Origin of the sequence: Pedobacter sp. BMA (assembly GCF_001027745.1) — a bacterium.
Taxonomy (GTDB): domain Bacteria; phylum Bacteroidota; class Bacteroidia; order Sphingobacteriales; family Sphingobacteriaceae; genus Pedobacter.
In genome coordinates this window covers 523,460-546,897 of record NZ_LECU01000004.1, presented here as the reverse complement: position 1 = coordinate 546,897, position 23,438 = coordinate 523,460, and the positions used below count along the sequence as shown (strand labels likewise).

11 protein-coding genes are annotated in these 23,438 nt (G+C 42.6%); 9 read left to right on the top strand and 2 right to left on the bottom strand.

The window, feature by feature from the left end; genetic code table 11:
- Positions 1-64: 64 nt before the first annotated feature.
- The 4 genes from AB669_RS08555 (at position 65) to AB669_RS08540 (ending at position 19,581) form a co-directional block, all read left to right on the top strand.
- A complete protein-coding gene (locus AB669_RS08555) occupies positions 65-13,540 on the top strand; it encodes a gliding motility-associated C-terminal domain-containing protein (RefSeq protein ID WP_082120621.1) in 13,476 nt (4,491 codons plus the stop codon).
- 68 nt (positions 13,541-13,608) lie between these two features.
- Entirely contained in the window at positions 13,609-14,610 is a 1,002-nt protein-coding gene (locus AB669_RS08550) for a PorP/SprF family type IX secretion system membrane protein (protein WP_047799077.1), read from the top strand.
- Between the two features lie 9 nt (positions 14,611-14,619).
- Complete coding sequence (locus tag AB669_RS08545) at positions 14,620-16,620, top strand: OmpA family protein (RefSeq protein WP_047798850.1); 2,001 nt, start codon at positions 14,620-14,622, stop codon at positions 16,618-16,620.
- 168 nt (positions 16,621-16,788) lie between these two features.
- Complete coding sequence (locus tag AB669_RS08540; RefSeq protein WP_047798849.1) at positions 16,789-19,581, top strand: lantibiotic dehydratase; 2,793 nt, start codon at positions 16,789-16,791, stop codon at positions 19,579-19,581.
- Here the strand turns inward: AB669_RS08540 and AB669_RS08535 are convergent.
- Positions 19,578-20,693 carry a sensor histidine kinase gene (locus tag AB669_RS08535; protein WP_047798848.1) on the bottom strand — a complete coding sequence of 372 codons (1,116 nt, stop codon included), beginning with the start codon at positions 20,691-20,693 and terminating at the stop codon, positions 19,578-19,580. The two genes, AB669_RS08540 and AB669_RS08535, sit on opposite strands and share 4 nt — an antisense overlap.
- A 141-nt stretch (positions 20,694-20,834) precedes the next feature.
- Between AB669_RS08535 and AB669_RS22135 the strand changes: the two genes are divergently transcribed.
- From AB669_RS22135 to AB669_RS22125, 3 genes are read left to right on the top strand one after another with little or no spacing between them, the layout of a single operon-like run.
- A complete protein-coding gene (locus AB669_RS22135; protein WP_156166708.1) occupies positions 20,835-20,987 on the top strand; it encodes a hypothetical protein in 153 nt (50 codons plus the stop codon).
- A gap of 39 nt (positions 20,988-21,026) precedes the next feature.
- Complete coding sequence (locus tag AB669_RS22130) at positions 21,027-21,167, top strand: hypothetical protein (protein ID WP_156166707.1); 141 nt, start codon at positions 21,027-21,029, stop codon at positions 21,165-21,167.
- A gap of 38 nt (positions 21,168-21,205) precedes the next feature.
- On the top strand, positions 21,206-21,346 hold the full coding sequence (locus AB669_RS22125; protein WP_156166706.1) for a hypothetical protein: 141 nt from the start codon (positions 21,206-21,208) through the stop codon (positions 21,344-21,346).
- 5 nt (positions 21,347-21,351) lie between these two features.
- Here AB669_RS22125 and AB669_RS08530 read toward each other — a convergent pair whose 3' ends face one another.
- Positions 21,352-22,095: a LytTR family DNA-binding domain-containing protein gene (locus AB669_RS08530; protein ID WP_047798847.1), complete on the bottom strand. Its 744-nt coding sequence runs from the start codon at positions 22,093-22,095 to the stop codon at positions 21,352-21,354.
- 354 nt (positions 22,096-22,449) lie between these two features.
- On the opposite strand from AB669_RS08530, the gene AB669_RS08525 reads away from it, so the two are divergent.
- The gene (locus AB669_RS08525; protein ID WP_047798846.1) at positions 22,450-22,821 is read left to right on the top strand and encodes a hypothetical protein; all 372 of its coding nucleotides are present in this window, start codon (positions 22,450-22,452) and stop codon (positions 22,819-22,821) included.
- Positions 22,822-22,854: 33 nt separating this feature from the next.
- Positions 22,855-23,337, top strand: coding sequence for a type I restriction enzyme HsdR N-terminal domain-containing protein (locus AB669_RS08520; RefSeq protein ID WP_047799076.1), 483 nt, complete (start codon positions 22,855-22,857; stop codon positions 23,335-23,337).
- Positions 23,338-23,438: the final 101 nt, after the last annotated feature.

Genomic DNA, 23,438 nt, shown 5'->3' with positions numbered 1-23,438 from the left:
CGCGAATAAGGCTTGGCCAGATACGCACAAACTACCTAGTAAGTCATCCTAAATTACGCCTGACATGATGAAAACCTTTACCAAACGTTCCTTAACTGGGATACATTGCAAAGCCTTTGCGCTTGCAATCATCATTCTATTAACGCTCTTCCAATCACAATCGTATGCGCAAACTAAAAATTTTGCGACTGTTGTAACTCCAACTGCGGGAAGTGCTACGCATATTGATAACATCAATAATGCAATCAGCACCAGCGATGGCAATTTTGCTACGCTGAATTCGTATGGAGGTGCATTGTTAGGATTAGGGGCATACTCTTCCGGCATTGTGCTGCAGTTCCCGGGTAATATTCCGGCAAATCGTACTACGTATGTTCGTATAGATTTCGATGCTTCAGCACTAAACGCCTTATTGGGAGGAACGCTTGGCGGTACGCTTGCCAATGTTGTTGGCGGACTGGTCATCGGCGATCACCGTATCGATATAGCAGCGCAAAACTCATCAGGCACCACTGTTCTTAGTGGAAGTACATTGGCAGGATTCAATAATAACTCAAATATAAAGGTAGTTAAAGATAAAAACGGATTTACCTATATCGCGCTAACACCGAGTGTAACCTATGATAGAATCGTAATCACCGACCTGACCACTGCCGTCGCATTATCTACTACCGGTAAAACAAACGTATACTATGCTTTCAACATTTCAGGAAATGATAATTGCGATGCCAATGTATTTGCCAATTTCGATGAAGAAGGAATTTCACTCGATGCACTGGGCCTGTCAGGATCCCAGAATTTTGAGTTTCAGAACATCATTGACGATGACAGAACAAACTTTTACCGACTCAGCACAGGCGTACTAGGTGTTGCAGCTTCTAAAAGTGTAAATATTTACTTTCCAAATTTATCTGCTACAACAGATAACATTAATATCAGGTTTAAAACGTCGCCTGCATTGTTGAACCTCAATTTGCTGAGTGCTGTTGACATTATTGCCTATAATAACAATCAGGAAGTTTACCGTACAACAGGCGCAAATATCATTGGCCTTGATTTACTGGGTCTTTTCAATAACAATCAGGTGGCTACCGTTCCAATAGCACCAGGTGTGGCTTTTGATCGGGTAACCATCAAATTAAACAATATTGTAAGTGCAAACTTAACGCAATACCTGGACATCTACGGCGTAACCAGAAGTCCGGCATTTCCTACATTTGTAGCGCCAGCCTCCAATGCTATTAATGTTTGCTTCAATTCTACAGCAGCGTTAACGGCTACCACAGCTTCCACCAACCAATTGGTATGGTATGATGTAGCTGAAGACGGAACCGCCTTAGCCGCTACTGCTTATAATGGAACGTTCACCACACCGGCTTTAACCGCAAATAAAACCTATTATGTTGCATCACGCAAAATCGGATGTACAAATGAATCCGTTAGGGTTCCGGTAACCGTTACCGTAAATCCCGCAATTGTTTTCAATACTACAACACTGGCCAATGCAACCCCGGGATTTGGATATTCGAAACAAATTACTCCCGCAACCGGTGGTACCGCAGGTTACACCTATACCCTGGCTTCAGGAAGCTCACTTCCCGCAGGTTTAACACTTTCATCATCAGGTATTATTTCTGGTACGCCTACAGTTCCCGGAACTTACAATTTCTCAATAACCGCAACTGACACCAAAAACTGTACAGCTACAGCGAGCTACACTTTAGTGGTAACTGGCGCATTAGTGTTAACTCCGGGCAATTTGCCTGATGGGGTAACCGGAACAGTTTATTCAACACAAATCATTCCTTCTGCAACAGGGGGTACCGGTCCATATACTTATACTGCAACTAACCTGCCTCCAGGATTAGCATTTGATCCGACTACAAGGGAAATCACCGGAACACCGACTGTTCCCGGAAACTATACGATTCCTGTAACGGTGACAGATGCAAATGGAAACACGGTTACATCGAACTATACTGTTAAAATTACAGATCCACTGGTATTACCGCTGGCAACACTGGCCGATGGTACAACTGGTACTGTTTATACTACCCAGATTATTCCTTCGGCTACAGGTGGTTCAACTCCATATACTTACACCGCTACTGGCTTGCCTCCGGGATTAACATTTAACCCTACAACAAGGGCTATCGCCGGAACACCTACAGCTTCAGGCACCTATACTGTTCCAGTAACGGTAACGGATGGCGATGGAAAAACCATTACTACAAATTATACCATTGTAGTGAACGACCCATTGTTACTTCCATCAGCTACCTTGCCGGATGGAAATGTAGGGGCGGTTTACGCTGCGCAAACGCTTCCTGCAGCTACAGGCGGTGTTGGTCCTTACACTTATGTAGCTACTTCTGTTCCTGCAGGCTTAACATTTGACCCTACAACAAGAATCCTTTCAGGTATGCCTACGGAAGCGGGTAATTACACAATTGGTGTAACCGTTACTGATAGTCAGGGTAAAACGGCAAGCAACAGTTATGCTATAAGAGTTGTGGGTACGGTGAATTTACCAACCAGAACTTTGCCTAACGGAGTTGTGGGTACATCTTACCTGCCACAAACACTTCCGGCAGCATCTGGAGGTACAGGTTCATTTACCTATGCGGCAACAGGATTGCCTCCAGGCTTAACATTTAACCCGACAACAAGGGAAATTTCAGGCACGCCGACAACTGGCGGTCCTTATACCATTTCTCTTACAGCAACAGATACCAATAACAATAAAGCAACTACCACTTACGCACTTAACGTTACTGTAAATGCGCCGGTTGTAGCATCTGCAACTGTTTGTTCAGGTAGCACCGCTACTTTAACGGTAAGCAATACGCAAGCAGGCGTAACCTATAACTGGTATGCCTCAACCGGCAGTACACCGCTGGTTACCGGAAATACCGGCACTTTCACCACACCGGTTGTAACTTCATCTACCGTGTTTTATGTGGAGGCCGTTTCAGGATCGGCTGTGAGCAGCAGAACTCAGGTTAACGTTTCGGTTAACCCGCCTGCTACACTTGCAACCATTACTACCGCGAATCAGGTAATTAACAGCGGCCAGACCACTACTTTAGCCGCTACGGCCGATGCAGGAAATACCATAAGCTGGTACGCAACTCCAACAGGAGGAACCTCACTTTCAAATACAAATACTTTCACTACTCCGGTATTAACGGCCACTACAACTTACTACGTTCAAACGAACAGTTCTGCAGGTTGTGCCAGTGCAACACGTGTACCGGTAACTGTTACCGTAATCAACAATGGTGGTGGCGCATCGTGTAACGCCGCAGCGAGTCAAAATTCCGGAATCAACGGAATCTGCGTGTTATGTAACATAGCAAATGCCGGCAATTCAACTGATACTGATGCCGCTAACTTCACCCGTATTTCTTTGGCAGTTGGTGTTGGTGCAACAGGATATCAGCAATTAATCTTCCCGCAATCGCTTGCCAGGGTAGCGTCAGACAGCATTCAACTAGATCTTGGTTTGCCAAGTGGTCTGGCTGATGTTGGCGTACTGAACAATATTACCGTAACCGTATTAAACGGTACCACGGTAGTCAGAACAGTAACCATTAATTCGGGTTTGTTAAACCTAAGCCTGTTGGGTGGTAACCGTTTTACGGCTACTGTTGCCGCTGGCGGTGTTTACGACCGTGTTCAGGTGAGCTTTGCCGCAGTTGTTTCTGCGTTAAGCAGTCTAGATATTTATGGCGCAAGAATTATCTATCCAAACCCAACCATCATTACAGGTGCACAAAGCATTTGTAATGGTAGTACAGCTACTTTCTCCGTAACTCCGGCTGAAAATACCGTACTAACATGGTTTACAACAGCCACCGGCGGAACCGGAACTTCAGGATCAACTTTCACAACACCTGCTTTAACAGCAACAACTACTTTTTATATTGAGGTTAGCAAAAACGGCTGTCCGAACCCAACCAGAATTCCGGTAACAGTTACGGTAAACCCGGCAATTGTATTTGCCGGCAGCACCTTAAAAAATGCCACAATTGCATCACCATATAGTGTACAGCTTCCTGTGGCAACAGGTGGTACCCCAGGTTATACCTATGCGCTTGCTTCGGGTAGTACTTTGCCAGCAGGACTAACCCTATCAACCACTGGGTTGGTAAGCGGTACCCCTACTGCAACCGGAAATCCTACTTTCGATGTTGTAGTAACGGATACTAAAAACTGTTCGGTTACCGCAACATTTACTTTGACTGTAACACCTGCTTTAGCACTTACCCCTGGCGCATTGCCGGATGGTACAACAGGTACAGCCTATACCACTAATGGTATTCCTGCTGCTACAGGTGGAACAGGTCCTTATACCTATACTGCAACAGGCATTCCTCCGGGATTGGTTTTTAATCCAAATACGAGAGAAATTACCGGAACACCAACACAGGTTGGTAACTATACAATCCCGGTTACAGTAACTGATGCAAATGGTAATACCATTACATCTAACTATACTTTAAGCGTTGTTGATCCTTTGGCATTGCCACCAGCAACCTTAGCGAACGGAACAACAGGAACTGTTTACACTACGCAGATTATTCCTTCTGCAACAGGCGGAACTGTTCCTTATACTTATACAGCAACAGGTTTGCCTCCGGGATTAACGTTCAATCCAACAACCCGCGAAATTACCGGTACGCCAACTCAGGCAGGTACTTATACTGTTGCCGTTACGGTTACCGATAATAAAGGCAGAACTGCTGCTAACAATTACACCATTTCGGTAGCCGATCCTTTGAGTTTACCTAACGCCACTTTACCTGATGGTATGGAAGGCAACGTATATGCCACACAAACTTTGCCTTCGGCAGTAGGGGGTGTTGGTCCTTTTACTTATGTGGCTTCTAACCTCCCTCCAGGATTAGCTTTCAATGCTGCAACAAGGGAAATCACAGGTACACCAACTCAGGCGGGTAATTACTCCATTGGTTTAACGGTAACTGATAGTCAGGGCAAAACAGCAAGTAATAACTACGGCCTGCGGGTTATAGGGGTGCTATCTTTACCTGGGGCTACATTGCCGAATGGTATTGTAGGTACTTCTTATCCAACTCAAACACTACCAGCAGTAACTGGTGGCACAGCTCCGTACACCTATCTGGCCACAGGCTTACCTCCGGGATTAAGCTTTAATACAGCCACCAGAGAGATTACTGGCACACCAACGTTAGGTGGAACTTATACCATTTCGTTAACTGCAACAGATGCAAACGGAAATAAGGCAACTACAGCCTATGCATTAACCGTAACAGTGAATGCACCGGTTGTGGCTGCGGCTACAGTATGTTCAGGCAGCCCGGCTACCTTGAGCGTAAGCAACTTACAAGCTGGTGTTACTTATAACTGGTACGCTTCTACAGGAAGTACACCTTTGGTAACCAACAATACCGGCGTTTTTGTTACGCCAGCTGTAACGGCACAAACGGTGTATTATGTTGAAGCTGTTTCGGGAACTGCTGTGAGTTCAAGAACAGCGGTTACGGTTTCTGTAAACCCTGCTGCGAATCCAGCTACGGTTACTACCAACAGTCAGGTAATTAATGCGGGACAAAGCACTACTTTAGTGGCAACGGCCGATGCAGGAAACACCATTTCCTGGTATGCTGCTCCAACCGGAGGAACGGCCCTGGCAACAGGTGGTTCGTTTACTACTCCGGCACTATCAACCACTACTACTTATTATGTTGAAACAACAAATGCATCAGGTTGCCCAAGTGCTACACGTGTTCCGGTTACAGTTACTGTAATTAACGGTGGCGGTGGTACAGCATGTAATGCAGCAAGCAGTCAGAATTCAGGTATTACCGGAATTTGCTTGTTGTGTAATATTGCAGGTGCAGGTAATTCTACAGATGCTGATGCGACTAACTTTACCAGAATTACGCTGGCTGTTGGTGTTGCATCAACGGGATATCAACAACTTATTTTTACCACTCCAGGCACAGCTACCGATAGCATCCGCTTAGAACTGGCATTGCCAGGTGGCTTAGCTGATGTTGGTTTATTAAGCAATGTCACTTTAAATGTATTAAACGGAACGACACTTGTCAGAACCGTTCAATTGAACTCCTCACTGCTAAACCTTCAACTTTTATCAGGTAACCGCTTTGCTGCAACCATTGTTGGGGGCGGGGCATTTGATAGGGTACAGGTTAATTTTGGAGGTGTACTTACAGCGCTTACCAGCCTGGATATTTATGGAGCAACTACAGTTTATCCGAATCCAACGGTAACTGCCGGAAATCAAACCATTTGTTCGGGTAGTACGGCTACTTTAACTGCAACTGCTAACGGTGGAACAACACTTGCCTGGTTCGATGCAGCTACTGGCGGTACACAATTGGGTACAGGTGAAACATTCACTACCCCAGCTTTAACCGCAACAACAACTTATTACATAGAGGTGAGTAAAGGCACTTGTGCCAATACCACCAGAGTACCGGTTACTGTTACGGTAACACCTGCGTTGCCAACACCAATACTGGCTACAATTGTGAATGTTTGTGCAGGATCTACCGCAACTTTATCGGTTCAAAATCCTGATGCAGCCATAACTTACAGATGGTATGATGCGGCAACAGCCGGTACTTTGGTTTACACAGGACCGGTATTTATCACACCTGCTCTTTTAGCCAATACGACTTACTATGTTGAAGCTGCGCAAGGAAATTGTACAAGTGCAGCCCGTGCGGTTGCTGCGGTTACCGTTAACCCTCGTCCGGCGCTCCCTGTAGTAAGTGCAAACGCCTCTACAGTAAGTCCAGGTCAGTCTGCAATTATCACGGCAACTTCTGCTGATGCAACCAATACGTTAAACTGGTACAGTTCGGCAACTTCAACAACGCCGATATATACTGGTACCACATATGTAACGCCGCCATTAACCGCCACCACAACTTACTACGTGGAAGCAGTTTCAACAAATGGTTGTGCTTCAGCCAGCCGTGTTCAGATTACCATTACGGTTAATGGAAACGGATCTCCAAATCCTGTTCCTTGCGAAGCTGCAACAACACAAACCGGTGGCGTAACCGGAGTGGCTTTACTTGCGGGTGTGTTTAATCCAACATCAGCAATTGATAACGACACACAAACAGCCTCATCATTATTAATGCCGGTAGGTGCTTTAGGTGCCTCAGTATATCAGCGTTTAGGCTTTGGTTCACTTTCAACTGTGGGCGATACTGTTCGTGTACTGGTTTCAACTCCAGGCAAATTATTGTCGCTGGCCTTATTGGGCAATGCATCGGTAACCACATACGTGGGTACCAACAGCAATGGCGATTCGCGATTATTAAATAACAATACCTTAAATATTCAGTTACTAAGTGGAAATACCCAGGCACTGGTAACTTTTGTTCCAACAAGCGTATTCGACGGGGTAGAGGTTAGGTTAAATTCAGGCGTATTAGGCGCATTAACATCAATAGATGTAAATTATGCTCAGCGCGTACTGGTTGCGCCAACTGTTACATCTTCGAATGTAACATCTTGTGTTGGCTCTACTGCACAGCTCAGTGTGAGCAATCCATCAGCAGGTTTAACTTACAGGTGGTATGATGCCAGCGGTGCTTACCAAACGGGTAAAGACGGTATAGTGTTCACTACGCCAACATTAACAGGCGATACCAGATTCTTTGTGGCAGCTGTGTCTGCAACTGGATGTGTGAGCTATAAAACAGTAGTGAACGTAACTACCAGTCCGGCGCCAGTTGCACCAACGCTTTTAAATGCTGCGGTAAATACTTGTCCTAATACTTTGGTTACCCTACAAGTACAAAATCCTGTAGCAGGAATGACCTATAACTGGTATGATGATGCAACCTCAACAACTGTATTGATTACCGGCGACAGTTTTACAACGCCTCTGATTACTGCTAACAGAAGTTATTTCGTAGCAGCGGTTAATGCCTGCGGAACTTCCTCGGCCAGAACAGAGGCTACCATTACTTTAGGAACAATTGATATTCCGGTAATTACGCCTCCGTCTATTACCATCACCTCCAATTCAGTAGCGGTACTAAAAGCTACGTCAAGTACTGCAGGTGCCACCATTACCTGGTACGAACAGGCGAATGGAGGTGTGCCGGTATTTACTGGTGAAACATTTGTAACACCACAATTAACTGCAACAAAAACTTACTACGTAGAGGCTAGCGTTGCTGGCGGATGTACTGCTACCAGCCGTGCATCAGTTACAGTAACAGTAATTAATCAACCTCCGGTAACTACACCATGCGGTTCAGCAACTACCACTGTTGCCAGCGGAGTAAGCGGTGTTGCGTTACTTGCAGGCGTAATTAATCCGACTTTTGCGGTTGATAATGATGTAAACACAGGATCTAGTCTGGTTATTCCGGTAGGTGCTCTTGGTGCTTCCGTTTATCATCAGGTTGGCTTCCCTGGATTATCAAATGTGGGTGACACCTTAAGGGTAAAAGTTACTGTACCAGCTCAGTTGTTATCAGTTGCGCTTTTACAAAACCTAACGGTAACCACCTTCCAGGGCAACACCAGCAATAATGATGTAACTTCGATCTCTAATCCACTAATTACATTAAATTTACTAGGCGGTGGAAATTCTGCCATCTTAACCTACATCCCAACAAGCAGATTCGATGGTGTGGAATTAAGACTAAGCTCAGGCATTTTAGGTGCATTGACTTCGGTTAACTTCGATTACGCACAAAGAACCATTACCAAACCAACTGTGGCGGCAGCAACAGCAAGTGCTTGTCAGGGATCTTCAGCAACCTTAAGCGTATCCAATCCTCAGGCAGGAATTACCTATAAATGGTACCTCGGAACTACCTACCAGGCTGATGGTATTACTTATACCACCAACCCGGCATTAGCTGCAGGAACTTATACCTTTAATGTAACTGCAACAGCCAATGGTTGTGAGAGCCCTGCAACTCCAGTTGTAGTAATGATTTTACCTCCGCCGGTAACTCCGATTGCGAGCACAACAAATCCGGCTTCTACCTGCGTAGGATCATCTGCAACATTAAGTGTTCAGGCCGTTGCAGGTGTTACTTATAACTGGTACGATGCAGCTACCGGAGGAAACATGCTGGTAAATAACAACAGCAATTTTACTACCTCTGCATCCCTGCTACCTGGCGTATATGATTACTACGTTGAAGCGGTGAGCGGCAGTAGCTGTTCAAATCCAACACGTACAAAAGTTTCTATCACTGTAAATCCAGCGGCTTTAGCATCTGATATTACGGTAACTGGTGGAACAACATTGTGTGCATCTGGAACTACTACATTAACTGCAAGCAGCAGCACAGTAACCAGTCCGATATTTACATGGTACACTGACGCAGCCTTAACACAGGTTGCTTTTGTAGGCGCAGTGTTCAATACACCTGCTATAACTGCAACAACACGTTATTATGTAACCGTTAGCGGCACCAATAAATGTGCGAACACACCTGGTAATGCTAAAGAAATCATTGTTACGGTGAATCCGGTAGCAGTGGCTGCTGATATCAGCGTAACAGGCACCAGTACGGTATGCGGGGGCGCAACGGTAAGCTTAACTGCAACCAGCACAACGGTAACGAATCCGGTATTCAGCTGGTACAGCACAGCCGATTTGTCTACTAAAGTATTTACAGGTCCGGTGTTTGTTACACCAAACTTAACTGCTACAACAACTTATTATGTAACAGTAAGTGGAACCAATAAATGTGAAAATACAGCTGCTACCGCACGGGCAATTACCATTACGGTTAATCCTATCGCAACGGATGCTGATATCACTGTGAGCGGACCAACATCAGTTTGTACAGGTTCTACAGCAGCCTTATCTGCCGGAAGTACAACAGTGGTTAATCCGGTATTTACCTGGTATAGCAATGCAACTTTAACAACTGTTGCCTTTACCGGACCAAACTTCACAACTCCAGCTTTAACAGCTAACACCACTTATTATGTAACTGTTAAAGGCGATAATAAGTGTGAAAATACACAGGCTACAGCCAAAGTTGTAACAGTAACCGTTAATCCGGTTGCAGTAGCTACCGATATTGCAGTAAGCAACGCTCAGATCTGTTCAGGTTCTACCGTGTTGCTGATGGCGTCAAGTACTACTGTTACGCAGCCGGTATTTACTTGGTACAGTGATGCTTCGTTAACCGTTCCGGTATTTACGGGTCCAACCTTCACCGTTACAGGTTTAACTACTACCACAAATTATTATGTAACCGTAAAAGGCAGCAACAAATGCGAAAGCAATGCTGCAACTGCTAAAATGGTAACCGTTACGGTTAATCCACTGGCTGTTACCACTGATATTATCGTAAATGGCAGCACTATAGCGTGTGCAGGCTCAACAGCGGTATTGTCTGCAACATCACCAACAGTTACCAATCCGGTATTTACCTGGTATAGCGATGCTGCACTGACTAATATCAGCTTTATTGGTGCAAGTTTCACCACTCCGGCCTTAAACAGTACTACCACATACTATGTGACGGTTAAAGGTGATAATAAATGTGAAAATGCACCAGGCACTGCAAGGGTAGTCACCATAACAGTAAGTCCGGTTTCGACTGCCGCCGATATTACTGCTGCCGATGCAACTGTATGTGCAGGATCAACAGCAACACTTGCTGCCAGTACAACAACAGTAACTAACCCAACCTTCACCTGGTATAGCAATGCGGCTTTAACAACAGTGGCATTTGTAGGGCCAACCTTCATTACCCCTGCTTTAACCAGCACTACTACATATTATGTAACAGTTAAAGGCGATAATAAATGTGAAAATACAGCCATTACTGCCAAGGTTGTCACTGTAAATGTGAATCCAGCTGCGGTACAAGCCGATATAACCTTGTCAACCCCTGCCACCATCTGCGGATCAGGAACAGCAGTAATCAACGCAAGTTCTACCACAGTTACCAGCCCGGTATTTACCTGGTACAATGATGCATCACTAACGAGTGTTGCCTTCACCGGACCGATATTTACCACTCCGAGCTTAACCACTACCACTACATATTATGTAACGGTTAAGGGTGCAAATAAATGTGAAAACTCAGCTGCTGATGCAAAAGCGGTAACGGTGACCGTTAATCCGGTTGCGGTAGCAACAGATATCACGGTAAGTGGTTCAACTGCAGTTTGTGCAGGTTCTTCCGCGGTATTAACTGCTTCATCTACCACAGTTACCAGTCCGGTATTTACCTGGTATAGCGATGCAGCCTTAACTACTGCTGTGTTTACAGGAGCAGTGTTCACCACGCCGGTACTAACAACCAATACTACTTACTATGTAACTGTAAGAGGAAGTAACAAGTGCGAAAATTCTGCCGCAACTGCAAGAGCGGTAAGCTTAACCGTAAATCCGGTTTCAACTGCGGCCGACATTACTGCAGCGGATGCAACGATTTGCGCAGGCAGCACCGCAACCCTGGCAGCAAGCTCAACAACAGTAACCAGTCCGGTATTCACCTGGTATACTGATGCCGCTTTAACAACGGTAGCCTTCGTAGGTCCAACGTTCATTACACCAGCGTTAACGACTACGACGAAATATTACCTAACTGTAAAAGGTGCCAACAGATGTGAAAATTCTGCGGCAACGGCCAAAGTAGTAACCGTAAATGTAAATGCAGGCGCAGTTCAGTCAGACATTACATTGTCGGCTCCTGCTACCATATGCGGATCGGGTACGGCGGTAATCACTGCAAGTTCAACAACAGTAACCAGTCCGGTATTTACCTGGTACAATGATGCTTCATTAACCAGTGTAGCTTTCACCGGCCCTATATTTACTACGCCAAACTTAACCACCACAACTACATACTATGTCACGGTTAAGGGCGCTGATAAATGCGAGAACACAGCGGCTAACGCTAAGGCGGTAACGATTACGGTGAATCCGGTAGCCGTGGCCAGTGATATTGCAGTGAGTGGTTCGACAACCATTTGTACCAATTCCACAGCAATACTAACTGCTTCATCTACAACAGTAACCAGTCCGATATTTACGTGGTACAGCAATGCAGCCTTAACTACGCCAGTTTTCACGGGTGCAGTATTTACAACACCTGCATTATCAGCCACTACCACTTATTATGTAACTGTTAAAGGAAGTAACAAGTGTGAAAACACACCGGCAACAGCACGTGTGGTAACCATCACCGTTAACGCTGCTCCAAATAATCCGGTAGTGGCAACAAATGGCACTAACATCTGTGCAGGCGATGCTACCACTTTAACCATAAGCAACGCACAAACGGGCGTAACTTACGAATGGTACAGTGCAGCTACAGGCGGTAACTTATTATTTACCGGAACCAGCTATACCACGGGTGCTTTAACTGCAAATACAGATTTTTATGTAATTGCAACAGGAGCGGGTGGCTGTAACAACAGCGGCGGCAGAGTAAAAGTAACCGTAACGGTGAATGTTAAACCAACGGTGCCAACGGTTGCCTCTACAACAGTAAATGTTTGTACCGGAAGTCCTGCTATATTAACGGTAACAAATCCGCAAACCGGAGTAACCTATAACTGGTACACTACGGCAACCGGTGGAACCATTGCAGGTACAGGCGTAAACTTTACCACTCCTGCTATCACTGCAAACATTACCTACTATGTAGAAGGTACTAACGGATCATGTACATCAGCCAACAGAACACCTGTTAATGTAGTAGCCTTACCGGTTCCGGTAGCACCAGCTTCGGTAACGGCAGCAAACGGTACACTTTGTTCGGGCAGTTCTACCGTGTTAACGGTAAATAACCCAATAACAGGCCTTGTTTACAGGTGGTATGCAGCAAGTTCAGGAGGCAGCATTCTGGCTGAAGGTACAACCTTTACCACGCCAGCTTTAACGGCAACTACAACTTATTATGTAGAAAGTATTGCAGTAGGCGGCTGTGCGAGTCCAACCAGAACAGCAGTAACCGTTACTGTACTTCCGGTGCTTGATAAACCAGTTGTTTCAGTGCAAACCACTACGGCCAACAGTATTGTATTTGCATGGCCTGCGGTAAATGGTGCCACCGCTTACGAGGTATCACTTGATAATGGCCTCACCTGGATTAGCCCAACAAATGGTGCTACAGGAACTTCATACACGGTACTTGGTTTAAAACCTGATCAAAGTGCAACAATCATCGTAAGGGTGAAAGGACAGCTTGATTGTCAAACCAGCACATCTGCTGCGGTTACCGGTAAAGCGACTAATCCGTTTGGAAATGAAGTGTATATCCCGAACGCATTTACGCCAAATAACGATGGCAAGAATGATACGTTCATGATCTACGGTACCACCATAGCCAGTGCAAAAATGACGATTTACACGCAATGGGGTCAGTTAATTTACCAAACGGATAATATGAATGCCGGATGGGACGGAACTTTCAAAGGTGTAAATCAGCCAATCGGAGTATATGTATACATCGTTGATGTCACCTTTAAAGATGGTACAACAACAATGAGAAAAGGAACAGTAACCCTAATTAGATAATGGAAAGCATTGAGTGCACTGTGCGCGTCAGAAGCGGATTAAATAATAAACAGTTAAAAATAAATACCATGAAACTACTATCGGCTTTTAAAATATATGTGGCAATAGTTGGATTAGCGTTGTGTACAACTAAATCCTTTGCACAAACGGATCCCCACTTTTCACAGTATTATGCCTATCCGCTTTGGTTAAACCCGGCATTAACAGGCGTTATTGATGGTGATTACCGTGGTTCGGTAAACTTCAAACAACAATGGAGTTCACTTAACAGCTCGTTTTTAACCGGGGGAGCATCTTTTGATCTTGCCCCCAAAAAGAATTTCGCTTTCGGTGCAACCGTATTAAACCAAAGAGCAGGTGAGTTAGATTTTAACTACCTCACCGCTCTCGTTTCCGGGTCGTACCGTTTACGTTTTGGTAGAGAGGGTTTGCAGACAGTAAATTTTGGATTACAGGCGGGAGTGATTAACAGAAGTTTTGATTTTTCCCAGGCGCGTTTCGGAAACCAGTTTAATCCGCTTTCGGGTTATGACGGCGGGATGATGAGTGGGGAGACGCTTTCTTCGCAATCATCACTTGTACCGGATGTGAATGCGGGTGTAATGTTTTTTGATGGAAATCCTAACCAGAATGTGAACGTATTTGCAGGTGTTAGTGCTGCGCATTTAACCCGCCCGATGGATCGCTTTTCCGGAACGAACTCCCGTATCCCGGTTCGTTTTACTGCACATGGTGGTGCACGTATAAAAGCATCCCAACTATTGGATATTGTTCCCAATGCCTTGTATATGTCGCAGGGAAATACCAGCGAAACTTCTCTGGGTGCATATGCCCAGTTGAATGTTAACCCAAGCGCAAATATTCTTTTTGGCGGTAACTATCGTTTAAAAGATGCCGCAATTGCTTTTGTGGGGTTACAATTAAAAAACATGGTATTTGGTTTAAGTTATGATGTAAATACATCGTCATTTAATCGCGCTTCCAATAGCAATGGTGGTTTAGAATTATCCATTTCACTGATCGGACGTAATGGTATTATCGGTCCAAACTTCTTTTGTCCACGTTTATAATTTAAGAAAATGAAAAAAACATTACTCATTTTATTAATAGCTTTTTGCGGTTTTGCACATGCCCAATATGTGGTCAATTATAAAAGAGTTGCCGATACTTACTTCGAGAACGGAGATTACTATGCAGCATCTACTTTCTATAAAAAGGCATTAAAGATTACCGGCGATAGTGCTCAGGCGGTTTTGCCTTATGGAAAGGAAAGAAAAACAGCGACTGACGAGCGGGTGATCGAAGATTATGAAGGCTCTATTTACAACCTGGCCGAGTCGAGCAGACTTTACAGGGAGTTTAACGAGGCTGAGAAATACTATGGCGTGGCCATCACTTTCAGCAATACGCGCTTTAGAAAAGCACTTTTCTATTATGCAGAATCGCTAAGGGCCAACAGAAAGTTTACGCAGGCCATAACCGCATTCTCACAGTTTATACAAAAAAATGCAGGTGATCCGTTAACCAAAGATGCGCAGAAAGAAATTGAGTCATGCAAATTTGCCATTGAAGAAATGCGTTTCCCAAGGATGGTTCAGATTAAGAAAATGCCAGGTCATATCAATGGTTTAGGCTCCAACTATGCCCCGGTAAAAATCAATGGCGACTTCTATTTTACCTCCTCACGTCCGGTTGCGGTGGGAAGCAAAAAGGATATTGTTAAAACGGATGCAGGCGAAGTGCAGGTGTCAACAAAAAACAACCCATTTATTAATAACCTGTATAAAGCAAGCGGAGATTTAACCGCAGCTGATGTTTCAGTTAAATCAGTAGATATTACTTTTCCAAAAAATTTAGAAGTTGCGGCACCAAGCTTTTCGCCTGATGGCAATACCTTATACTTTACCGGCTGGATAGACAAAGGGAACTACTCCATTTATAGTGCCAGGAGAACCGGTGAAAAATGGAGCGACCCCTTACCGCTTGGTCTGGAAGTAAACAGCAGGGATTTCAATTCAACACAACCTTTTGTAACTGGTGACGGTAAGTATTTGCTTTTTTCTTCTGACCGTTCCGGGGGCTTTGGGAGATATGATATCTGGTTCTGTACCATCCGCGAAGATGGAACTTTAGGGCAACCGGTTAACCTGGGTGCCGACATCAATACGGAAGACGACGAACGCGCTCCATATTATAATGTTAGAACTAAAAAACTCCTTTTTAGTACAGATGGCAGGGTGGGGCTCGGCGGTCTTGATTTCTTTGAAGCTGAGGGCGACCTGATTACCTGGGCCAAACCTAAAAACCTGGGCTATCCTTTTAACTCCTCAAAAGATGATGTTTATTTCACAGCGACAGATAATAATGGGACAAGAGGATTCATTAGCTCGGACAGGGAATCGTCATGCTGTTTAGAAGTTTTCGAAATCAGAAAAGAATTCCTAACGGTTAAGGGTATTTTAACGGACTGTAAAACTAAAAAACCACTTGCAGATGCGTCGGTTACGCTAACCAACGTAGAGAGCGAACAAAAAATGACCACCGGTACTGATGGGGTGTATACTTTTCAGGTAGATTCAAAACGCCCGGTTAAACTGGCTTTTTCAAAAGATAATTATTTTACCATTACGAAAACCTATCCTTATGAGGAATTGGCAAAAGCCGATACACTGATCTATAAGGATTACTGTTTAAGTCCTTTTAAGCTGGGCATTCCGATTACACTCGATAATGTGTACTATGAGTTTGACAGTGCTGATTTGACCGAACCATCGAAACTGGTACTCGACTTCCTGATTCCGATTATGGAGGATAATCCTGAAATGGAAATTGAGTTAAGTGCACATACGGATAATATTGGTACCGATGAGTATAACCTTGACCTTTCCAACCGCAGGGCACAATCTTGTGTAGATTATCTGATCAGTAAAGGTATTGCTGCCAACAGAATGACTTCTAAGGGATATGGTGAATCTATGCCTATCGCTCCAAATACAATTGGCTACGGCAGGAAGAAGAAAGACAATCCAGCAGGAAGGGCAAAAAACAGAAGGACTGAGTTTAAGGTTACCAAAAAATAGAACATATCTAATCATTTATAATCAAGAGGTTGCCTTAAAAAGCAGCCTCTTTTTGGTTTGTAGCAGCCGGGGATTATTCATAATGACGGCGGTAAGGGCAGTGCGTGAATTTTGTTTATTATATTTTCAAAATAATCTTTGTAATTTTCACCTGTTCACAACCTGCAAATGAAAGTTAATATCCACCCCACAGTAGTATTCAGGACCCCAAGGTTTTCTTATTTAACCGAATTAACAGATTGTTGGGAGGAATTAAAAGCGGCCATTGCCATATCATCATCGGATTTTTATGAAACCATTAAGGATGTAAGTGCCAGTGAACTTTCAGCGTTACCGCCAAAGGTTTACTTTACGATCTGGAAGTATTTTAACCGTGCTAAATTTCGATCTACACCCTACGGAACCTTTGCCAGTTTCAGTATATTAAACCACGCGTTTTCTGCTGATGTAACGCCTGTTACGATCAATCGTGAGCAGCATTCAACATCCCTGATGGATTGGCCGTTAAAAAATAATATCAATTTTGATTTTAGTCAGTTAATTGCCAATAACTGTTTAATATTCAGTAACAGTAGCTTTTATCTGCTGCCCGATACCATCCGGTACATTGCCTGTAGCAATGGTTTATTTGAGCTGGCCGAGATTGAACAGGATGGCCTGGTGCTTCAAATACTGCATGCCTGCCTGGTGCCCCTTCGGTTAAATGACCTGCCAGAGAAACTGGGTCTGGATGAACCGGGAACCTTGGCCCTTCACGACCTGCTACGCGACATGCACGATTTACAGCTGATTTTTACCAATTATGATGCAAATATTATAGGGGAAGATTATTTCACCCGGATAGGTTTAAAAACGGAGGTTGATTCGCCCACCTATATCATTGCAGAAAGAAATGCCTGGGGCAGTCTCTCACAACAGGATTTACAAAGCATACCAGATGCCATAGCTTTTATGCAGGGTATTCTTCCTGCAGGTGAACGGGAAGCCTTAGCGTTATTTATAAAGAAATTTATCAAGAAATTTGAAGGTAAGGAAGTTCCCCTTATGCATGCCCTTGACCCCGAATTAGGAGTGGGTTATGATGAACTGGAGCACGCCGGGAATGGTGATGATTTAATTACGCAGCTTGGCATCCGCAAGCAGAAAAAACCGGATGGCCGGGATGTGAAGGCTTTAATATCGCAAAAGCTTTATACACAACAGTTTAAAGATGGAGAAACGATTTTCCTGAATAAGCTTTCCATTCCGCCCCTGGGAAAAAGGAATCCGCTACCAAACTCTATCAGTATGCTTTTACGGATTGCAGATGGTTTAATCTTTGCAGATCAGATTGGCGGGCCGACGGCAAATGCACTAAGTGGACGTTTTACGATGGCCAGTGGTGCCGTGGAAACCTATTGTAAACAAATTGCTGCTATTGAGCAGGAGGCAAATCCGGATGTGTTGTTTTTTGATGTGGCCTATATGGTTGAGGCTTCAGTAGATAATATCAACCGGAGGAAGCTGGTTTATCAGCACCAGCTTTCGATTTTAAATTTTGATACCTCCAGAGAACCACTTTCACTCAATGACATTCAGATTTCCATCAGAAACTCGGAAATCATTCTCAGGTCCAAAAGTCTGAACAAGCGGATAGTTCCGAAAATGGCATCTGCTTACAATTATACGAGGTCTGATTTATCCGTGTTCCGTATGCTGTGCGACTTACAACACCATCATGCCCAAACGAGTCTTTCACTTCCGCTGGATGGCTTATTTCCGGAAATGGATGACTATCCGCGACTCCAGTATCAGAACGTGGTGTTGAGTCCCCGTAAATGGAAGCTTTATAAGGCAAATTTCTACCACGACAAACAACCGATAGCCATTGAACAGTGCAGGGATTATTTGAAACACAGGAATGTAAGTGCCTATTTTAAAACAGGCCTGTCGGATCAAACCCTGTGTTTTCATTTGGATCGTGATGAAGATTTAAGCGCCTTTTTGCTATACATACAGAAACAAGAAAGCTTTTACATTGAAGAAGTGGTGCTACCCGATGCCAACGCGGTGATGGATGAGTACGGGAAGCCCTATCTCGCCCAGTTCGTTCTGGGTCTTTACCATAAGGAGAAAATTTATCATGGAATAAGTCAGCCGGATTCTTTTTTAGAGGTGAAAGAAAGCTTTCCACCCGGAGAGGAGTGGCTGTATTTTGAAATTTTCTGCCATCAGCAACGTACTGATCAGATCCTGGCGGACACTATTGCACCTTTCGTCGACCAATATGCTGATCACATCAAAAGCTGGTTCTTTATCCGGTATAATGAGGGGGGAAACCACATTCGCTTTAGAATATTACTAAATGATCGGCAAGATGGGCAGCTGCTTACTTCCGCTTTTGTGGGCGGTCTTGACTTATACCTAAGTTGCGGACTGATTTCTGATGTCCAGATCAAAACCTATAAGAGAGAGCTTGCCCGTTATGGTGCTGAGTTGATCGTGGCGGTTGAAGATCATTTCAATATTGATAGCGAATATGTGCTGTCGTTATTTGAAACAATATCCGAACCATTTGACAAATACTGGTACTGCCTGAACCTGATCGCGATGATTAAAGCTGCGGTAGATTTCGACGGTAAAGATTTTATCAGTCTGGCAAAACTCATATCTGACGTATTCAATGAGGAACATGAGCTTGATGCGTCGGATTTCAAAAAGCTAAACAGCCAGTATCAGTTGTTTAAGAACGCATTACCTCAAGCATTTACTGATGCGCAGCAGGCAAAAGTTACCGCTTTTGCCCAAAGCTTTATTAAGACATTGGGGGAATGTCCATCTCAAAGGCGTTTTAAACTCTTTAGCGACCTGATGCACATGCATGTTAACCGTCTGTTCAATAAAGATCAACGGGTTTACGAAATGGTTATGTACTACTTTTTGCTCAAAGAGCTGCAAAGGCAAAAGGCTATGAGTTGTTAACGGTTGAGTTTAGCCAGTGGATTGATGACGTCGATATCGATTTCTGTAATGTATCTGTTCAAAGGATCCCTGTAGTATCTGAATAAATAATCTTCGCCATAAAAGTTGGCCAAACGTTTATTAATGTTGTCTATTCCAACGTGATGACTTTCAGTTTGTTTTCCTTTATTATCGTTTACCATATTGATGGTTGTGATATTTAAGTTGTTATTTTCGTATACAATTTTAATTACTGCAGGTTGTGTGGAGTGCGTAACATTACCGTGCTTAAAAATATTTTCCACCAGAGTAAGGAGGATAAGCGGGGGGAAGCGTAAACCAAATAAGTCACCAACCACTTCCAATTCCAGATTAATTGTATTCGCTGTTCTAAGCTTATGGAGGTTGATCAGGTGTTCAATTTGTTCAATTTCCTCATTTAGCGGAACCATTTCCGATGCTTCGGGTCTTTTTAATGCATAGCGCATCATTTCTGCCAGGTTCATAATTGCGTCTGCAGCCATGGGTGCCTTCTTGCGCGCATCGTTATAGATGAAATTTAATGTATTGAATAAAAAATGAGGATTAATCTGACTCCGGAGGTAGTTATTTTGCGATTGCACCAAATCATTTTCCAAAGTCTGCTTTTCGATTTGTGTAACAAGGGTTTGACGTTCAAGTGCTTCTACTTTTTTCCTATCTTCAAAAGATTTCAGGATGTAGACGTAGCCGGTAGAATAACCAATGAAAAGTATTGAGCGATAAATACACGGTACAATGAAATTTTTATCGAAAGCTGGGGATGAGTTTTCTTCGATCAATTTAATTTTCTCGAAGAGAATAATCAGAATATAAGTTGAGATGGTATAATTTATAATAATGAATACAATCAGCAAGGAAATCTTTATTATTCTAAGTGAAAGCTTTTGATCATTTAGAATTTTTTTTAGAAAAAAAGCATAAAGGTAGAAAGTAGAAATGTTGACCAGGTAAATAATGACATAGTCACCAGGTTCCCTGAATCTTTTACTTGCATATCCTAAAATGAATACTTCATATATGATGTACAAACTCCAGATTAATAAATGGATTTTATAGTTTCTGAAAAATTTTTGAAAGGGTAATAAAGACATTTTTTAGGTTTTTATCTACGTAAATGAGGTTTTTATCTTTTAAATGCTAGGGTTTGTGTAAAAAAATGGATAGCCTAAACTTAACGGCGCACCTTTACAGAAATTAATAACAACGAAAAATACAACTAAATAATAATTAAAATGGCAACTCAAAATAACAACACCACAACTTCGAAACTTGCAAAGAAAACTGTTTTTGTTTTTAAAAATGTTAAGGCTCAGAATAACTTTTCTACAAATCCAACTGGTGATCAAAGCCACACCGTTATGACAAGCTGGATCGTTGCAATCTAATATCTATTTCACCCTCATCATTTAAAAAAAGAATTCATCATGAAAAATCAAAATACATCAAAACTTACTAAGAAAACGGTTTTTGTTTTTAAGAATGTTAAAGCTCAGAATAACTTTTCTACTAACCCAACCGGTGATCAAAGCCATACCGTAATGACAAGCTGGATTGTTGCAATTTAATACTTATAACAATTCATCATTTCAATATAAAATTCATCATGAAAAATCAGAATACATCAAAACTTGCCAAGAAAACTGTTTTCGTTTTTAAAAACGTCAAAAATCAGAATAATTTCAGTACCAATCCCACAGGTGATCAAAGCCATACTGTAATGACGAGCTGGATTGTTGCTATCTAACTGGTTTACTGACTTCTGTTAGATTTCAATAAACTACTCTGTACATAGGCGAAGAAAGCTTCTTTATAGCCTTCGCCAATCTGGATCATTTCGTTATTTACTAAACGGATAATATTTCCATCAACCTTTTTTATTGCCGACTTAGCCACAATATTCGATTTATTTACCCGGATAAAGGCGTGGTTTTCCAAAGCTTTTTCGATTTCTTTCAGGGTAAGGTACGTGGTATGCGTCTCCGATTTGGTAATAATTTGTATGTAATTCTGTAAAGCTTTGATATATAATATTTCATCAATCGCAATATTGGAGAAAGCATACTTGTGATCGCCTTTGATATAAAGAGCAGAAACCTGTTCTACTTCTTTAAGCGAAGCCTTAGCATTATTAGCCTCTTTTTTTAGGATTCTGTCAATTCCCAGAGCAAACTTTGCAAATGATATCGGCTTCAGCAGGTATTGGTCTGACTGCACATCGAATGCCTGTAGGGCATAGTCGGGGTGAGCTGTTGTAAAGATAAGATACTTACTCTTTTCCCTGATGTTTTTAGCCAGTTCAATTCCATTGATTCCAGGCATATCAATATCCATGAACAATAAATCAATTTCATCGTCTACACTGATCTCTGTCAATGCCTGAACAGGGCTGGTAAATGTCTTAAAAATTGTAAGACCTGGCATCTCCGCAATATGGTCAGTTAGCACCTCAATTGCATGTTGCTCGTCGTCTATCACAACGCATTTTAGATTCATGATTTCTTATTCTGTCTGTTTGGAGTGAATTGATGCAAGTTAAATAAAAAAAGGAATGGCTTCAGCAAAGTATCAAAAAAAAAATAGGGCTATTGTTTTTGTGTAATGGACTTCAGGTTTCATGTAATAAACTAACGGGTTCATGTAAAAAAATAAATGTACCCTAATCTTTTTCTAATCTTTATACTGTTTGCCAAAAACAAATAATTGAATGATTAACATCTTCAATTAAAAACAACATCTGCCTGCCCAATCTTGTGTAGCCTGTAGATAAGCAAATTAAAAACAGGCCATACAATAATGGGTTGGTAAACACAAAAAGATTATTAAAATAATACCCTAAGAAACATTGCAATGAGACACAACGAATACGAGTTTTTATTAAACAATATTTATTACAAAGGGATCATTGGTAATCAGGCAATTTCTGCTGATATCTATCAGAGAATGCAAAAAGAATACACCAAACTTAATTTCTATGCACCCAACAGAGGTGAGCGTGAAACTGAATTTGCTTTTAAAAAATCGTTTTTAATTGTACGTACCTATGTACAACAGGCAATTAAAGACGGAATTAGAAATTTTCAGTCTGCAATGCAGGCAACAGATGTAACCAAGTTGAACTATATGGTTGCGATGTTGAACAGAAACTTCTTCGATAAGAGAGGTTTAGATCAGATCATTTCTAATGTAAATACTGTATTTAACCAGTATTGCAGCAATTAATCATCCCTATAAAAATATAATCAATAAGTTAACATGGAACTGAAAGATGAAATTGGCCAATTTGCCACGAGAGTTAAGAAGATGCTTCCTCAGGTGCAGTCCGAAGACTTAACCAGAAATGCGTTAGTAATGCCCTTTATTCAGATTTTAGGTTTCGATCCTTCAGAAGTTCAGACTGAAGCTGTTTTGGATTTTGGCGTTAAGAAAAGCAAAAAAGTAGATTATACCATTATGAAAGACGGCGAGCCGACCATTTTGGTAGAATGTAAACACCACGATGATAACCTTGATATTCACGATTCACGTTTATCAAAGTATTTTCGCAAAACTAAAGCTAAGTACGGTCTGCTTACTAACGGATTGGTTTACCGCTTTTATACAGATAAAATGGTGCGTTCTAAAAAGAACCAGGAACCAGCATTTGAGTTTAAACTTACAGATACTAAAGCAGCAACAATTGCTAAAATGATTGAAGATCATAAAGATTACTTCAAAGTTGAGCACAAGCCGGCATAGTCGAAAAATATTTATTTTAATCTAAGAGTTCCCGAAAATTCTTACCCTAAAATCCTGATCACCATCAGGATTTTTTGTTTTACGGCATTTGGGTTTTAATC

Coding starts and splice junctions, on each gene's coding strand:
- AB669_RS08535 (WP_047798848.1), bottom strand. CDS start 20,693: ATGTCTTTATTACCCTTTCAAAAATTTTTCAGAAACTATAAAATCCAT.
- AB669_RS08545 (WP_047798850.1), top strand. CDS start 14,620: ATGAAAAAAACATTACTCATTTTATTAATAGCTTTTTGCGGTTTTGCA.
- AB669_RS08555 (WP_082120621.1), top strand. CDS start 65: ATGATGAAAACCTTTACCAAACGTTCCTTAACTGGGATACATTGCAAA.
- AB669_RS08550 (WP_047799077.1), top strand. CDS start 13,609: ATGAAACTACTATCGGCTTTTAAAATATATGTGGCAATAGTTGGATTA.
- AB669_RS08525 (WP_047798846.1), top strand. CDS start 22,450: ATGAGACACAACGAATACGAGTTTTTATTAAACAATATTTATTACAAA.
- AB669_RS22135 (WP_156166708.1), top strand. CDS start 20,835: ATGGCAACTCAAAATAACAACACCACAACTTCGAAACTTGCAAAGAAA.
- AB669_RS22125 (WP_156166706.1), top strand. CDS start 21,206: ATGAAAAATCAGAATACATCAAAACTTGCCAAGAAAACTGTTTTCGTT.
- AB669_RS22130 (WP_156166707.1), top strand. CDS start 21,027: ATGAAAAATCAAAATACATCAAAACTTACTAAGAAAACGGTTTTTGTT.
- AB669_RS08540 (WP_047798849.1), top strand. CDS start 16,789: ATGAAAGTTAATATCCACCCCACAGTAGTATTCAGGACCCCAAGGTTT.
- AB669_RS08520 (WP_047799076.1), top strand. CDS start 22,855: ATGGAACTGAAAGATGAAATTGGCCAATTTGCCACGAGAGTTAAGAAG.
- AB669_RS08530 (WP_047798847.1), bottom strand. CDS start 22,095: ATGAATCTAAAATGCGTTGTGATAGACGACGAGCAACATGCAATTGAG.